This window comes from Novosphingobium sp. GW835-FHT14H07 (assembly GCF_058793515.1).
In genome coordinates, this window is sequence record NZ_JBXAFX010000031.1 from 1 (window position 1) to 15,458 (window position 15,458).

Below are 15,458 nucleotides of genomic sequence, written 5' to 3' on the forward strand. Positions count from 1 at the left end.
AGCGCCGCAATCCCAGCCGGAATGCCGACACCAAACTTCGCAAGCAGTTCCTTCGCCTGGTACTCATGGACGTTCATTCAACATCTCCTTGGCGCCGAGCGCCATATCGACCACCAGTACGCAGGAAGCATGAAGCTTGCCGCCCTGTTCACTGGTGCAAAGTTCGCCACAGCGCGCTCTCAACCCTGTATCAGCAGCCCGCAGGCCGGTCAGGAGATACCGCAGGCACGGGTTTCCCGGACAGATCAGGGCCGTGAGCGGCCTTCCGCGCAGCCTCCGTGCATTCCACGGCTTGGCCTGTCAAATGCAATTCCGCAAACTTGCGAATCTCCGATTTGCAACCATCCACGCCATCGGACAGCTCATCCACAGTGCTTGGCCGGGGCAAGGCGAGGCGACGCAGCATCGCTCATCGTCTCCCGCCTGGGGCGACGCCACCGATCGGCTTGGTAAATCGACAGAACGCCCGCTGCGTGGGGGATGCCGTTGCCACGGCAGCGAATTGGCCCGGACCCGCCGACGGCTTCCGACCGTTGAAGGGGGGACACCCTCAACCGGAGATTAATCATGGATTCGAACAACACGACATTCGGCACGACGGCAAGCACGAACGGGGCAAGCATGAACGGGGCGAGTGTGACTGGCGGCGATCCGGATGGCGATGTCACCGTACTCAACACGCTGATTGCGACATTGCTGGACAGCGTCGAGGGCTACCAGACATCAGCCGAAGATGTCGACAACGAACAATATCGCCGCATCTTCCTTGACCGTGCCCGCGAACGGCAGTCGGTGGTAACTAAACTGCAGGCTGCAGTTGGCCAGCTTGGTGGGAATCCCGAGGACGACAGTTCGACCATGGGGGCGATCCATCGCGCGTTTGTCGATCTGAAGTCGGCAGTCATGGGCCGCGACGACAAGGCTATCATCAACGAGGTCGAACGTGGCGAAGACTATCTGAAGGAAAAGTTCGAGACCGCGATGAACAATGCGGACCTCTCGGCTATTGCGAGGCAGGCCGTCAACGAGGCCTGGGGCTCAGTGCGCGAAGGCCATGACCAGATGCGCAACCTGAAGCACGGACTTGCCCGCTGAGCCAGCCGTTTTCCTGACCATCAGGCCATCAGCCTGAGTGCCTGCCGGACGATCTCAGGTGCGAGTTCGTCCGGCATTGGTTCCAACGGATGTGCGCGCAGCATCGCTCGGTTTGTCTGAAGCGCGAACCCGAAGATCGCGCTCCAGATCGTGGCGATGCGCAGGCTGCGCTCACGCTCGGACAAGTGCCCCGTGGCGCGCGAGACTTCACGTCGCAGCATCTGGAAGCCCACTTCCTGTTCAGGGGCAAGCTCGGGCGCAAGCTGTGGGCGGACCAGTTCGCTTTCGTACATCAGCGTGAACATGTTCGGATTTGCAGCAGCGAACCGGATGAAGTGAAGAAGGTTGGCGAAAAGCACTTCCTCTGGCGCATCTGCGATCGCTTTTTCGGTTTCGGCGAAAAGTTGGCGATACCCTTCGAGGGCCACCGCAACGAGCAGCGCCCGTCGATCGGGGAAATGGTGATACGGCGCCCCGGGGGACACGCCGATCTCCTCAGCCAGCTTTCGAATCGACAACCCTTCATGACCTTCGCGCGCGACGAAAGCGCAGGCCGCTGCGAGCAGCTCGCTGCGTAGATCATCGCGGTGCGAAGGCTTGCCCCGCCGTTCCCTTGTCGCTGCGTTCCCCGTCATTCCTGCAGCTTTGCTTGGTTTGACGCCAATGCGCAAGCCGCATGCGCACCCTCTTGCCCCCCCTTGCCTTCGTATTGATCATCGCTTAATAGGGGGTCAAATAAGCGGTGATCAATAGCGTCAATCCGGACGCCGCCGCGATAGGAGAGGTTAGCGTGAGCAGCTTCAAGTACGGCGTATCGCTGTACAGCTACACTGATGACTTCGGCACGGTGATGACGCTGGACGATGCGTTCGATCATGTTGCCGACACGGGTTCCACCGGCATCGAGATCCTTGGCGAGACGAGCGTGCCGCTCTATCCTGAGCCGCCCGTTGCGTGGATCGACGACTGGTTTGCCAAGCTTGAGCGCTTTCGGCTCGAGCCGACGAATTTCGCTTGCTGGGTCGACACGCGCATCCAGCTGGACCGGAACATGAGCGTCGAAGAGGGCGCGGCGCAAATCGCGCAAGACCTGCGTCTGGCGCACAAGCTGGGTTTCAAGTTCATCCGGCCCAAGTTTGGCGTGATCGACCATGACCTGACGCCCGACCCGATCTGGGAAGGTGCGGTCGAGCGCAATCTCGATCTGGCGCACCAGCTCGACCTGGTGATCCTGCCCGAGATCCATTCACCCACGCCGATCCGCCACCCCGTCACCGACGCCTATGTGAAGTTCATCGAGCGCACCGGCACGAAGAACTTCGGCCTGATGATCGACACCGGCATCTTTCAGGATCGCCCGATCGATCACTGGGGCGGTGGCATCACCGACGAGATCAAGAAGGGCGCGCTGAGCTTCCTCAATGGCATCAACACGCCGGTCGAGCATCTGGCCGACGTGATCCAGTACGTGCCGTTCATCCAGGCGAAGTTCCACAACATCGACGAGACGCTGCACGACCATCAGATCCCGTGGGAGCGCATCGTGCCGATGCTCAAGAAGCTGGGATACGCTGGTTATCTGTCGAGCGAGTACGAGGGCAAGCGCGACCCGTGGGTGGCGATCGAGCAGGTGCGCCGCCAGCACGCGCTGATCCGCAAGCTCGAAGAGGAACATGACGCCGCGAACATGGAGACGGCCAATGCTTGAGCGCAGCCATATCCAGAGCACCGGCTTCCGCAACGTGGGGCCTGAAGGCGCCCGCACCGGATTTGAAGTCCGCATCCGTCAGGCCAACTACCGCTCCTCGCGGCTGAGCCTGATCGAGGGCGTGGACATTACCGTCGACGGCGTCGTCTATCCCGCCGAGGGCAACCTGTTCCGTCTCGGCGACAAGGAATATACCCGGGATGAACTGAACGAAGCGACGCAGACCCGTCTTTACGTTGGCGACTACTTCACCGTGGTCGTTCCCAAGGAGGGCGGCCTGACGCGCGGGGTTCATCTCGTGGGCAGCGCGATCCGATACCGCCACCCCTATTTCCCGCCCGAATTTCAACCCGCCATCGTCCGCAACGAACGCCACGCGACGATCATCCTCCCCTGAAGGGCCGAACCTCCGGGGTGGAGCGCCGGCGGTGCGGACCGGTGGGCACCAGCACATTTCCGCATAATCGTTCAGAGGGAGGATAATCCGTGAACATCAGCAGGAAGACCCGGCTCGTGCAGTCGGCATCAATTGCAGCCATCGCGCTGTTCTCGTCTGTACCCGCATTCGCCCAGGCTGCCGACCAGTCGGCAGCGGACGAAGCCTCGGCACCCGGCGAAATCATCGTTACTGCCCAGCGTCGCAGCGAGAACGTGCTCAAGGTCCCGGTCAGCGTGACCGTGGTCGGCTCGGAGCAGCTGATCCAGCGCGGCGCCAATGATCTTACCGCCGTGACCAAGCTCGCACCGAGCCTTCAGGTCGCGCAGGACAATACCTTCTCGGTACGGGGTGTCGGTACGGCAACGTTCTCGAACACTGTCGAGGCCAGCGTCTCGCAGGTCATCGACGATGTCGTTCTCGGCAACCGTGAATATGCCGCCAATGCCTTCTACGACGTTGCTCGCGTCGAAGTCCTCAACGGGCCGCAGGGCCTCCTGTTCGGCAAGAATGCTTCGGCCGGTCTGGTCAACATCACCACCAACAAGCCCAAGCTCGGCGAACTGTCATTCACCGCCGATGGCGAACTGGTGCAGCGCGCGCGCCCGGGCGACGATGGCACGGGGTACCAGATCCGCTCGACGGTCAACGCTCCGCTGGGTGACAAGGCGGCGCTGCGCCTCAACGCCATCTACAGCGACCAGGACCCGATCACCGTCCCCAAGGTCAATCCGGCAGTCCGCAACGATCTGGGCCTCGAGAACCTTGGCCTGCGTGCAAAGCTGCTGTTCGAGCCGACCGACAACCTCTCGGTCTACGTGATTGGCGACTACAACCGGCAGCGCGGCATCACTGGCCGCTATGACATCACCTTCCGCCAGTTCGGCCCCGGCAGCCAGTACCCTGCGCGTGGCCTTGTCGCAGGTACGGACAACCTGAACTTCGCGGCTGAAGCGCCGAATTTCCGTGACAGCGATACCGGCGGCCTTCAGGCCAACATCAACCTGCGCCTCGGCAACGGCATGGAGCTGAGCAGCATCACCGCGTGGAAGCAGGCCAAGGTCGATTTCCAGTTCGATTCCGACCAGACGCCGTTCAACTTTTTCAGCTTCAACGGTGCCAATCAGAAGTACGACCAGTACTCGCAGGAACTGCGTCTGGCCCTCCCGAGCGGCAATGCCCTGTCGGGTCAGTTCGGGCTCTACTACTACCGCTCGGTCGGCAACAGTTCCGGCTACCGTGGTGGCAACAACGGCGTGCCAGACTTTGTCGCGGTCGGCTTCCCGTTCTGCATCGGTGCCACTGTGACGCAAGGGCCGCCGCCCGCTTGTGGCGTGAACAACCGCTCGTTCCTCGGCCAGGACTTCCAGTATCGCCTGCAGAACGACAGCTATGCTGCGTTCGGCCAGCTCGGCTACCAGCTGACCGACACCCTCAAGCTGACCGCTGGTGCGCGACTGACCTACGAAAAGGCGCAGATCAACTTGCGCGAGAACTTCGGAAACTACTTCGTCACGCTTGGCGTGAAGAAGAACGTCACCGACCAGAGCACCGACGCCACCGATCTCAGCTACAAGCTGGGCTTCGACTGGCAGGCGACGCCGGACCTGATGGTCTACGGTTTCTACGGCGAAGGCTTCAAGGGACCGGGCTTCTCGAACACGGCACCCGCGCCGAATGCCGATCTCGCCGTACGTCCGGAAATCTCGCGCGGTGGTGAACTCGGCATCAAGGGCAAGGCTCTCGATGGCGCGCTGACCTTCAGCGTTTCAGGCTTCTACACGAAGTTCTATGACCTGCAGGTTCAGGCCTTCGTGCAGGCGCTCCGCACCTTCGTGCTGGGCAACGCGGCCACGGCAACGACCAAGGGCATCGACTTCTCGTTCCAGGCACGGCCCTTCGAAGGCCTGACCCTGTCGGGTTCGGCGTCGTATGCCGATGCGACGTTCGACGACTACCCGGGCGCGCAGTGCTACCCGACGCAGACGACCGGCGGCTGCAAGGCCGACATCAACTCGTCGCTGCCCGGCTTCGTCGGCACGTTCAACGCCAAGGGCTACCAGCTGCCGCTGTCGTCCAAGTTCACCGCGACGCTTGGCGCTGAATATGCTGCGCCGATCTCGGAAGGCCTCGAAGCACAGTTCGGCGTCGGCTACTACCACCGCTCGCCGCAATCTGCCGGTATCGGCGCACCGTTCACGATCCCGACCTGGGATACGATCGACCTGCGTGCCGGCGTGAAGGCAGACAACTGGACCATCAGCCTGTTCTGCAAGAACTGCACGAACGAGATCCGTCCGATCTCTGTCGGTTCGGACGGTGGCGATGCCAACCCGGTTGGTGTTGCTCCGCCAGTGCTGACGCTGAACCAGCGCTTCAGCTTTGAATCAGTCCGCACCGTCGGCGTGCGGGCAGGCATCAACTTCTGATGCAAGAGGGGCCGCCGCCTTCGGGTGGCGGCCTTTGCTTCTGTCGCATCCGTCGAAGAGCGGACCGGCACCTGTCGAGAAGGATGAACTGGATGATCATGGCCGCACTTCGGCATTCGATGCTTGGCCTGAGCCTTGCGCTCCTAGCGAGCGCATCCGTGGATGCGCAGAGCGGCATTTCAACCGAGACGGTCGCCGCACCCGCCCAGCCGAACACCTTCACCCTGCCCACAGCCGGGAAGGTGGACCGCGAGGTCTGGCATCCCAGCGACCTTGGGCGCTATGCCGTGCGCAACGTCACCCGGCCGACGCTCACCGTATTCCAGCCCGTCGGCAAGCCGTCGCCCGCGTCGGTGATCATTGCTCCTGGCGGGGCTTTCCTCGGCCTCGAGATGGACAAGGAAGGGTGGGAAGTAGCCCGCTGGTTCGCCAATCACGGCGTGACCGCGTTCGTGCTCAAGTACCGCACCTTAGCCACGCCGCCTGACCAGAAAGTCTTCGTCGCCGAACTCGACAAGATGATCAGCGGGCAGAAGGCCGCCTTTGCTCCTCCGGCCGACACGCCCGCCGAAGCGCTCGAAGATGGACTTGCAGCACTGCGGCACGTCCGCGCCAATGCCGCCACCTTCGGCATCGACCCGAAGCGCGTCGGCTTCATGGGCTTTTCGGCAGGGGGCTTCCTGACGCGCAGCGTGGCGGAGAAGGGTGGCGCAGATCGGCCCGACTTTGCCGCGCCGATCTATCCCAACATGGCTGCCATGACTGTCCCTGCCGATGCGCCGCCGATGTTCGTGGCCATTGCAGCCGATGATTTTCTGCTGGCGCGCGAAAAGGGTCTGCCGCTGCTCGACAGTTATCGCGCTGCCGGCAAGTCGATCGAATTCCACCTTCTTTCATCGGGCGGTCACGGTTTCGGGGCCGGACCCGCTGGCTCTCCTGCGGAAGGATGGCTTGAGTTGATGTATCGCTGGATGCGTACGCAGGGCCTGCTGGCAACGGAGAAGAAGTGAGATGATCGATCGTCGCAGCTTGATGGCTTCGGCCGTGGCCCTCGGCGCTTCCGCCGCGGTCAGCGGTAGTGCGCTCGCGCGGGGTGCGAAGATGAAGCCAATTGATCCGAGGTTTCCCGAAGGGTTCCTGTGGGGCGCTGCAACTGCCGCGCACCAGATCGAGGGCAACAATCTCAACGCCGACCTGTGGGTGATCGAGAACGTCCCCGGCACGATCTTCGCCGAGCGATCAGGCGATGCCGCAAACAGCTTCGAACTCTGGCCGGTCGATCTCGATCTGGTGAAGGGCATGGGCCTCAATTCCTATCGCTTCAGCCTGGAATGGGCGCGGATCGAGCCCGACGAGGGACATTTCTCCAACGCCATGCTCGATCATTACAAGGCGATGATCGAAGGGTGCCGCGCGCGGGGCCTCAAGCCGGTCGTCACCTTCAACCACTTTACCACCCCGCGCTGGTTCGCTGCCAAGGGCGGATGGCACAATCCTGAATCGCCCACGCTGTTCGCCCGCTTCTGCGATCGCTCCGCGCGGCATCTGGCTGCGGGCATCGAACTCGCCACCACGCTCAACGAGCCGAACCTCGCAGGTGTGATCGGCGAAATCCTGCCGCCACAGCTGCTTGCCGGTGACAAGGCGACGCAGGAAGCCGCCGCAAAGCAGCTTGGCGTGCCGCTCTATACGCCGGGCGTCTCGCTCTACATCAAGGACCCGAAGACCTACCGCGCCAACATGATGGAAGGGCATCGTCGCGGCGTTGCTGCGATCAAGGCGGTGCGGCCTGACCTTCCGGTGGGCGTGAGCCTGGCAATCCTCGACGATCAGGCGGTCGGCAAGAATTCCATGCGCGATCAGATCCGCGAGCGCTACTACAATGAGTGGCTGCGCCTGGCGCGTGAGACCTGCGATTTCATTGGCGTGCAGAACTATGAGCGCAAGGTGTGGAATGCCAAAGGTCCGCTACCCGCACCTGCCGATGCGCGCCGCAATGCCGGCGGGATCGAGGTCTGGCCGGGCTCTCTGGCTGGTGCGGTGCGGTATGCCTACGAGGTTACCAAGCTACCGGTCTACGTCACCGAGCACGGCGTCAATTCCGACGACGATGCCTTGCGCCAGTGGCTGATCCCGGCCGCGCTTGCCGAATTGAAGCGGACAATGGACGATGGCGTACCGGTGCGCGGCTATTTCCACTGGTCGCTGATCGACAACTTCGAATGGGGCTTCGGCTACCACCACCGCTTCGGGCTGCATTCGTTCGACCGCGAGACGTTCAAGCGCACGGCCAAGCCCAGCGCCGAAATGCTGGGCTCGATCGCGCGAAGGAACTCGCTCTAGGACTCAGGCCAGCGCCGCTTTGACGTATGCCGGTCGGAGCGGCAGGCGGCGCACGGGTTTGCCGGTGGCGTCAAGGACGGCTGCGGCAATGGCCGGGGCGGCCAGGGCGTTGGCGCTTTCCGAACCTTGGCCATAGTTGCCCGCAGCAAGGTTGGTTTCGAACACCACCTTGATCTCGGGCGCTTCGGCCATGGTCAGGATCGGGTAGCTGGCCCAGTCGGCCGCGGTGATCGCGCCTCGGTCGAAGCTGACTTCCTCATGCAGCGCCTGGCTCACGCCCATCAGGCAGCCAGCCTGAATCTGGCGGCGCAACTGCAGCGGATTGATGACGATGCCGACATCGGCGACCATGGTCATCCGTTCGACCTTGACTTCACCGCTCTCCGGCATGACCGCGACGTGCGCCGCGCAGGCCCAGTAGCCGTTGTCGCGCAGCATGATCGACATGCCGCGGCCCTTGACCACGCCTTTTCCGCTGGCGCGGGCGCCGGGGGCGGGTGAGGGGCGGCTGTCCCAAGCGGACTCGGTGCGCAGCTTCTCGATGATCGCCTTGAAACGCGGGTCGGTAACGTGATCGAGGCGGAATTGCAGCGCGTCCTTGCCCGCCAGCATGGCCGCTTCGCTCATTGCCACTTCACGCGGGAAGTTCTGCTGGAACTGGATCGGCGTGCGCATCGAATGGTCCCGCAGGCCCACTGCGATCGGCGATTCCTTCTCGCCGATCTGCCAGGTGCTCATCGCCTTTTCGTGCACGGCGGGGACGTTGCCGTAGACCCAGGTATCCTGCATCTCATTGATGCCGTTCTGGAACGGATCCTTGGTAACGGCCGCAGGGGCATCGATCACCGGCAGGCCGGCAAGCAGCGCACCGACCAGGCGATCATCCTGCATCGGCGGCACGCGGTGTTCGGCTGCATAGCCTGCAATGCGCCCGTCCTTGTCGAGCTTGATGGCGATATCCGCCAGCGCGCACGAGGATTGCGTGGTCCACTGCATCTCGTCGGCGCGCATCCACTGCACACGCACCGGCCGGACAAGTTCGCGCGAGAGAAGCACGGCTTCGTCCTCGCTCCCTGCGCTGCCACCATTGGAGCGGCCATAGTGGCCCGACCCTGGATAGGTGCGCACTACCACCTTGTCCTCGCCCACGCCGAGCATCCTGGCGATCATGTGGCGTAGATGCTGGGGGTTCTGGCTGAGAGTGTGCAGGGTGACCGAGCCATCGGGGCGGTAGTCGGCCAATGTGACCATCGGGCCGATCGGGGCGTGCTTGTGGTAAGGCAGGAAGTACGATGCCTTGTGCTCCCGCGCAGCGGGCACCTTTTCGGGCTCACCCTTGTTGGCCGCGCCATCGCGTGACGGGAAGACGGTCCAGTCGGCCTTCGACCGCAAATGGTCTGCCAGGCCTTCGTGGCCGGGCAGGCCCTGCCAATCGCTCCACTGCGTCTCGGCGGCAACAGCCTGAGCAGCCTGTACCGCCTCCCACTCGTCAGGTGAAACCACGGCAAGGAGGTTGCCGATCGTCACCAGTCGCGCGCCCGGAAACTGCGCGCCGTCCAGCTTCCCGGCCTTGACCAGCTTCGAACCCAGAGTTGCGGGGTGGATGGTGCGGGCGTGGAGCATGCCCGGCAACTTGACGTCGCCGACCCAGACCGCTTCGCCTGAAACCTTGGGGCGGGTCATGGGGTTGGCCGATGGCTTGCCAATGATCGTGTATTCGGACACCGGTTTCAGCGGCGGCTCGCCCTTGACCGTCAGGCCCATCGGGCTGGTCAGTTCGCCTTCTACCGGGATCGTCAGCTTGAGGTCCTGTCCTTTCACGAGATCGGCATAGCTTATCGCCTTGCCGCCGCCGGAGATGACGCCGTCCTTCACGCTCAACGCCTTGCGGTCGACCCCAAGCTTGCCCGCGGCGAGTTCAAGCGCCGCCTCGCGCATGTAGGCGGCAACCTTGCGCAGGTTCTGGACATAGCCAAGCAACCAGAACGTGCCGCCGCCATCGGGCGTGCGGTCGGTGTCGCCGGTGATCACCGTGGTCATCGCCGAGAGCGGGACGCACAGTTCCTCGGCCACGATCTGGCGATAGGCGGTGTTGACGCTGCTCTGGCCGAAATCGCATTTGCCGGTGCGGATCGTGACCGTTCCATCCGCCTTGAGCTCGATCCAGCTGGCAGCCGTGGTTGCGTCGAGCGAGGCCGGGGCGGCGGTTGGCGAAGCCTTGACCGGCAGGCTGACCGCGACGGCGAGCGCTCCCCCGCTGCCGATGAAGGCGCGGCGGGAAAGTCGGGCGCCGTGGATGTCGAGGGCTGCGCTCATGCTGCGCCTCCCTCGGCCATCAGCTTGGCCGCACGGTGCGCGCCTTCGAGGATCGCGGCATAGCTGCCGCAGCGGCACAAGTGCGGGGAGGGGCCGGAATTGGTCAGCGCCTCGCGGATATCCGCGTCGGTCGGCTTGGGGTTCGCCTCGAGAAGTTCGGTAACCTTGATCATCATGCCGAACTGGCAGATCCCGCACTGCGGCACCTGTTCGTCCACCCACGCCTGCTGGACCGGGTGCAGCCGCTGAGGGTCGGGCGCGAGGCCCTTTTTCTCGGCCCAGCGCGCGGGCAGGCCGTCAACCGTGGTGACCGGCTTGCCTTCCACCGCCGAAACCGGCGTCACGCAGGCGCGCACCTCTTCGTCGCCAAGCAGGATCGAGCAAGCCCCGCATTGCGCAAGGCCGCAGCCGAACTTCACGCCCATCACGTCCAGTTCGTTGCGAAGGACATAGAGCAGAGGCGTATCGGGCGAAGCCTTAACCTCGCGCTGCTTTCCGTTGACGACGATCTTGGTCACACGCAACTCCCCCTCGATGAAGAAACTGTTCTAACGGCAAATTCCGCCGTTGAACAGCGAAGGAGGGCGCGTCCCTGTTCCTTTGGTCAGGCCGTTGCCGGGTCCTTGTGCAGCCATTCGGCATGGCGTGGGGCGCGCTTGGTCTGGCTCCATTCCTCAAGCATCACCGGTGCAAGATCGGCCAGTTCGGCATATTGCTCTGCCGTGCCGATGTTGCAGGCCAGCTCGAGCCGGTGGCCGTTGGGATCGAAGAAATAGATCGAGCGGAAGATGCCATGGTAGGTCGGCCCCAGCACGTCCACGCCTTCCGCCTCGAGATGAGCCTTGGCTGCCTGCAGGGCTGCCTCGTCCTCCACCTCGAAGGCGATGTGCTGGACCCAAGCGGGCGTATTGGGATCCTTGCCCATTTCGGGCTGGTTCGGCAGTTCGAAGAAAGCCAGCACGTTGCCGCCCCCGCAGTCGAGGAAGACGTGCATGTAGGGGTCGTCTTCGCCGGTGGAGGGCACCTTGTCCTCGGCGAATGCGGTGGTGTAGCGCATGCCCATCACGCGCTCGTACCAGTCGACCGTTTCCTTCGCGTCGCGGCAGCGATAGGCGACATGGTGGATGCGCTTGATCTGCGGGATCATTCTGCCGTCTCCTCGACCTGGAGGACGCCACGGCGCATCTGATCGCGCTCCATGGACTGGAACAGCGCGGTGAAGTTGCCTTCGCCGAAGCCCTCGTCCTTCTTGCGCTGGATGAACTCGAAAAACACCGGGCCGATCTGGGTTTCCGAGAAGATCTGCAGCAGCAGGCGCGGATCGCCCTTTTCGGTCGAGCCATCGAGCAGGATGCCGCGGCGCTTCAGTTCGTCCACCGGCTCGCCATGGCCGGGCAGGCGTTCGTCCAGCATCTCGTAGTAGGTGTCGGGCGGGGGCGACATGAACGGTGTGCCGGTGGCCTTGAGCCTGTCCCAGCCGCCGATCAGGTCATCACAGGCAAAGGCAATGTGCTGGATGCCCTCGCCATTGTAGGCGCGCAGGAATTCCTCGATCTGCCCGCCACCGGCCTTCGCTTCCTCGTTCAGGGGAATGCGGATCTTCCCGTCCGGCGCAGTCATCGCGCGACTGGTGAGGCCGGTGTATTCGCCCTTGATGTCGAAATAGCGGATCTCGCGGAAGCCGAACACGCGCTCGTAAAACGCTGCCCAGTGGGCCATGCGCCCGCCGTAGACGTTGTGGGTGAGATGATCGATCGTGTGGAAACCCGCTCCCACGGGGTGACGGTCCACCTCCGGCAGGTATTCGAAGTCGATGTCATAGATCGAAAGATCGCCGAACGCGCCGCCCTCGTAGCGGTCGATCAGGTAGATGATCGAACCGCCGATGCCCCGGATGGCCGGCAGGCGCAGTTCCATCGGACCGGTGCGCACTTCGACCGGCTCTGCCCCACGTTCGATCGCGGTGGCATAGGCCCTGGCCGCGTTGCGCACGCGCCAGCCCATGCCGCAGGCGGACGGCCCGTGTTCGGCGGCGAAATAGGCGGCAGGACTGCGCGGCTCGTAGTTGGCGATGAGATTGATGCCGCCCTGGCGCCACAGTTGCACGGCTTTCGAGCGGTGGTTGGCGATATGGGTGAAGCCCATTCGCCGGAACACCGGTTCGAGGCTCCCGGCCTCGGGGGCGGAAAATTCGATGAACTCGAAGCCATCGAGGCCCAACGGGTTTTCGAACAGGTCGGTCGAACTTGGGGACTGGCTCAAGGATATCTCCGATTCACCCGCGCGAAAGCGGTGCTTATACAAAACTGGTTTCATTTAATACCAGATTGAAGCCTTCCTGTCGTGGAGAATCTGCATCATGTCAGCACGCGTCGCACGACCTCTGCCTTGCGACGAGCCGAACCGTGCCAAGGCCGCGCCGCGCGGCATCGATCGAATTCTTCGTATTTTCAGGCAACCATGGTAGAAGGAGCCATGCATGGTGGGGTTCGGTCAGGTCCCAGCGATCAGCGCCTGCGCGAGATTGCCGCGCATCTGCGCACGGCTTTCCGCGTCAGCGACGATCATGACGTGACCCTTTCCGACCTTGCAACAGCCGTCGATTCCCCTGAACTGGCTGAGATCTATCAGGAGATAAGGGCGCTTCAGACGGAACAGGTTCAGCGTCTCGAGCGATTGCTTGCGCGAATTGCCGACAACGACACCTGACGTTCACAGCGCTGCGAAAAATGGTGCCGGCTACAGGATTCGAACCCGTGGCCCCCTGATTACAAATCAGGTGCTCTACCAACTGAGCTAAGCCGGCGTTGCGCGGTGCGCGTAGCGCTCCCTAGCCTTAGACGGCCCCAAACGTCCAGCCCTCGGTGCGCGCAATTTCGTCTGAAAGTTCGCGGGGGTGCCACAGGCGGGGATCGTGGGCGGCGGTGCGCAGCCATGCAGCCGTTACCAGTGCGTCGCAGGTATGGTCGTCGAGCTGACCCGCAAGCCCGGAAGGAGGCGAGCCCAGAGCCCCGAGAGCTTCGTCGAGTTCCAAGGCCGAGCGCATCTTCGATCGCGAGGCCGTCCGTCCCGCCGCCATCGCCGCGATCGTGGTGTAGATTTCGCAGATGACCGGGCCCTCGTCCGGCAGGCCATCCACCGGCCACACGCTCGCGCGGTCGGCCAGACGGTGCAGGAGTCGCATCCCCGACATGCTGGACTTGCCGACTTGCGCCGCGCCGACGAGATTGAAATTCGAATAAGGCTTGCAACCCATCCGGCGCTGGACGGCCTCGGTAGCCCGGAACCTCCCCTGGCCGCCACCGAACAGAGCGCCTTCGCGGCCACCGTGACGGCGGAAGAAGGCGCACAAGTCAGGGTGATCGACCAGGGCCGAGACGCCGAGATGCGGTTCGTCCCCACAAATCCCGTCAATCAGCGCCCAAAGCTCGCGGGCACTGGCTGGCGTATCCCGCCACCCGGGAAAGAATGCGCCGTGATCCGCAAATGGCAGCGAGATGCCGAGGTCCATGCCGACAAGCGCATCGTCCGGCAATTCGTTGCGCAGATAGTCCAGCACCTCGTTGCGCGACCAGCGATGGCCGGGGCGGATGCTCCTGGGAGCAGCATTGCCGCGTGTCGCCATGGCAAGCGCGATGCCCTTGTGCCGCTCTCCTGCTGCGCCAGACCAGTCTATCGCAATGAAATGACCGAAGCGGTTCCCATGACTGCCAGCTGTCATTCGCCCTGGCGCTCGCGGCGCTTGCGCTCCCACCATTCCAGGCGTTTTGCCACCTCACGCTCGAACCCCCGTTCGACCGGGGCGTAGTAGGTCTGGGGTGGCATGCCTTCTGGCCAGTAGTTCGCGCCGGAAAAACCGTCCTCGGCGTCGTGGTCGTACTGGTAGCCCTTGCCGTAGCCGATGTCCTTCATCAGCTTGGTCGGCGCGTTGAGGATGTTCGATGGCGGCATCAGCGATCCTGTATCGCGGGCCGATTTCCAGGCCGCCTTGTGCGCCATGTAGGCCGCGTTCGATTTGGGTGCGGTGGCAATGTAGAGAAGGGCCTGTACGATCGCCAGTTCGCCTTCCGGACTGCCGAGGAACTCGTACGCGTCCTTGGCAGCAAGACATTGCACCAGCGCTTGCGGATCGGCCATGCCGATGTCTTCCACCGCCATGCGCACCAGCCGTCGCAGGACGTAAAGCGGCTCTTCGCCCGCCACCAGCATGCGCGCCATGTAATAGAGCGCGGCCTGCGGGTCGGAGCCGCGCACCGCCTTGTGCAGGGCCGAGATGAGGTTGTAATGCCCTTCGCGGTCCTTGTCGTAGACCGCCACGCGCCGCATGAGGAACTTGCCCAGGCCCTCGGGATCGAGCGGTGCCGGCAGCGATACGTCAAACAGCATTTCCGCCTGATTCAGCAGGAAGCGTCCGTCGCCATCGGCGGACGCGACCAGTGCTTCCCGGGCGGGCGGGGTAAGCGGCAGGCGCAGGCCGGTGATGTCTTCGGCCCGGTCCAGCAGCGTACCCAGCGCAGCGGCATCAAGCCGATGCAGGATCAGCACCTGCGCCCGCGACAGCAGCGCCGCGTTCAGCGCGAAACTGGGGTTTTCGGTCGTCGCGCCGACCAGCGTTACCGTGCCGTTTTCCACGAACGGGAGGAAACCGTCCTGTTGCGCGCGGTTGAAGCGGTGAATTTCGTCCACAAACAACAGCGTCCGTCGGCCGGCCAGTGCCATTGCTTCTGCTTCGGCAAAGGCCTTCTTGAGATCGGCGACCCCTGAAAACACGGCACTGATCGCGACATAGCGCATGCCCACCGCTTCGGCGAGCAGGCGCGCGATGCTGGTCTTGCCGGTGCCGGGCGGGCCCCACAGAATCATCGAGGTCAACTTGCCCGCCGCGACCATGCGCCCGATCGCGCCGTCCGGACCGGTCAGGTGGTCTTGCCCGATGATTTCCGCAAGCTCGCGCGGGCGCAGGCGATCGGCCAGCGGCGCTGCGGCGCTGGCTTCGGGCGGCGGGCGGTCCTGTGGAGGCGGGGCGAAGAGGTCGGCCATTTCCGCCGAGATAAGGTGCGCGCAGAAAAATTGCACGGGGCACTTGTCAGAATACATTTAAGATATATCTTAGACGCATCATGAAAGGATA

14 protein-coding genes and 1 tRNA gene are annotated in these 15,458 nt (G+C 63.5%); 7 read left to right on the forward strand and 8 right to left on the reverse strand.

Going from position 1 to position 15,458, the window contains the following annotated elements:
* The first annotated feature begins 567 nt into the window (after nucleotides 1-567).
* Nucleotides 568-1,095 carry a ferritin-like domain-containing protein gene (locus tag AC1Q5P_RS18805; RefSeq protein WP_492519753.1) on the forward strand — a complete coding sequence of 176 codons (528 nt, stop codon included), beginning with the start codon at nucleotides 568-570 and terminating at the stop codon, nucleotides 1,093-1,095.
* Nucleotides 1,096-1,115: 20 nt separating this feature from the next.
* Here the strand turns inward: AC1Q5P_RS18805 and AC1Q5P_RS18810 are convergent, their stop codons facing one another.
* Nucleotides 1,116-1,730 (reverse strand): TetR/AcrR family transcriptional regulator, encoded by a 615-nt coding sequence (locus tag AC1Q5P_RS18810; RefSeq protein WP_492519754.1) that lies wholly within the window; start codon nucleotides 1,728-1,730, stop codon nucleotides 1,116-1,118.
* A 155-nt stretch (nucleotides 1,731-1,885) separates the two neighbouring features.
* Between AC1Q5P_RS18810 and AC1Q5P_RS18815 the strand changes: the two genes are divergently transcribed.
* The 5 genes from AC1Q5P_RS18815 (at nucleotide 1,886) to AC1Q5P_RS18835 (ending at nucleotide 8,011) form a co-directional block, all read left to right on the forward strand.
* A complete protein-coding gene (locus tag AC1Q5P_RS18815) occupies nucleotides 1,886-2,803 on the forward strand; it encodes a sugar phosphate isomerase/epimerase family protein (protein ID WP_492519755.1) in 918 nt (305 codons plus the stop codon).
* Nucleotides 2,796-3,200, forward strand: coding sequence for a C-glycoside deglycosidase beta subunit domain-containing protein (locus AC1Q5P_RS18820; RefSeq protein ID WP_039338632.1), 405 nt, complete (start codon nucleotides 2,796-2,798; stop codon nucleotides 3,198-3,200). Before AC1Q5P_RS18815 ends, AC1Q5P_RS18820 begins: the two co-directional genes overlap by 8 nt.
* A gap of 89 nt (nucleotides 3,201-3,289) precedes the next feature.
* Nucleotides 3,290-5,668, forward strand: a complete 2,379-nt coding sequence (locus tag AC1Q5P_RS18825; protein WP_082013560.1) for a TonB-dependent receptor — start codon at nucleotides 3,290-3,292, stop codon at nucleotides 5,666-5,668.
* A gap of 92 nt (nucleotides 5,669-5,760) precedes the next feature.
* Nucleotides 5,761-6,678, forward strand: a complete 918-nt coding sequence (locus tag AC1Q5P_RS18830; protein ID WP_492519756.1) for an alpha/beta hydrolase — start codon at nucleotides 5,761-5,763, stop codon at nucleotides 6,676-6,678.
* 1 nt (nucleotide 6,679) lies between these two features.
* Entirely contained in the window at nucleotides 6,680-8,011 is a 1,332-nt protein-coding gene (locus AC1Q5P_RS18835; protein ID WP_492519757.1) for a glycoside hydrolase family 1 protein, read from the forward strand.
* Between the two features lie 3 nt (nucleotides 8,012-8,014).
* Here the strand turns inward: AC1Q5P_RS18835 and AC1Q5P_RS18840 are convergent, their stop codons facing one another.
* The 4 genes from AC1Q5P_RS18840 to hppD all read right to left on the reverse strand — a co-directional run bounded on the left by AC1Q5P_RS18840 (nucleotide 8,015) and on the right by hppD (nucleotide 12,589).
* Nucleotides 8,015-10,327, reverse strand: coding sequence for a xanthine dehydrogenase family protein molybdopterin-binding subunit (locus AC1Q5P_RS18840; RefSeq protein WP_492519758.1), 2,313 nt, complete (start codon nucleotides 10,325-10,327; stop codon nucleotides 8,015-8,017).
* On the reverse strand, nucleotides 10,324-10,845 hold the full coding sequence (locus tag AC1Q5P_RS18845) for a (2Fe-2S)-binding protein (RefSeq protein WP_039338637.1): 522 nt from the start codon (nucleotides 10,843-10,845) through the stop codon (nucleotides 10,324-10,326). The genes AC1Q5P_RS18840 and AC1Q5P_RS18845 overlap by 4 nt, the downstream gene beginning before the upstream one ends.
* Nucleotides 10,846-10,931: 86 nt before the next feature.
* The gene (locus tag AC1Q5P_RS18850) at nucleotides 10,932-11,474 is read right to left on the reverse strand and encodes a VOC family protein (protein ID WP_039338638.1); all 543 of its coding nucleotides are present in this window, start codon (nucleotides 11,472-11,474) and stop codon (nucleotides 10,932-10,934) included.
* Nucleotides 11,471-12,589, reverse strand: a complete 1,119-nt coding sequence (gene hppD, locus AC1Q5P_RS18855; RefSeq protein WP_369821001.1) for a 4-hydroxyphenylpyruvate dioxygenase — start codon at nucleotides 12,587-12,589, stop codon at nucleotides 11,471-11,473. Before hppD ends, AC1Q5P_RS18850 begins: the two co-directional genes overlap by 4 nt.
* Before the next feature lie 213 nt (nucleotides 12,590-12,802).
* On the opposite strand from hppD, the gene AC1Q5P_RS18860 reads away from it, so the two are divergent.
* Complete coding sequence (locus AC1Q5P_RS18860) at nucleotides 12,803-13,036, forward strand: hypothetical protein (protein WP_039338640.1); 234 nt, start codon at nucleotides 12,803-12,805, stop codon at nucleotides 13,034-13,036.
* 21 nt (nucleotides 13,037-13,057) lie between these two features.
* On the opposite strand, the gene AC1Q5P_RS18865 is transcribed toward AC1Q5P_RS18860, so the two are convergent.
* The 3 genes from AC1Q5P_RS18865 to AC1Q5P_RS18875 form a co-directional block, all read right to left on the reverse strand.
* A tRNA-Thr gene (locus tag AC1Q5P_RS18865) sits at nucleotides 13,058-13,133 on the reverse strand.
* A gap of 30 nt (nucleotides 13,134-13,163) precedes the next feature.
* Entirely contained in the window at nucleotides 13,164-14,048 is an 885-nt protein-coding gene (locus AC1Q5P_RS18870; RefSeq protein WP_492519759.1) for a hypothetical protein, read from the reverse strand.
* Nucleotides 14,045-15,367, reverse strand: coding sequence for a replication-associated recombination protein A (locus tag AC1Q5P_RS18875; protein ID WP_492519760.1), 1,323 nt, complete (start codon nucleotides 15,365-15,367; stop codon nucleotides 14,045-14,047). Before AC1Q5P_RS18875 ends, AC1Q5P_RS18870 begins: the two co-directional genes overlap by 4 nt.
* Nucleotides 15,368-15,458 lie beyond the last annotated feature (91 nt).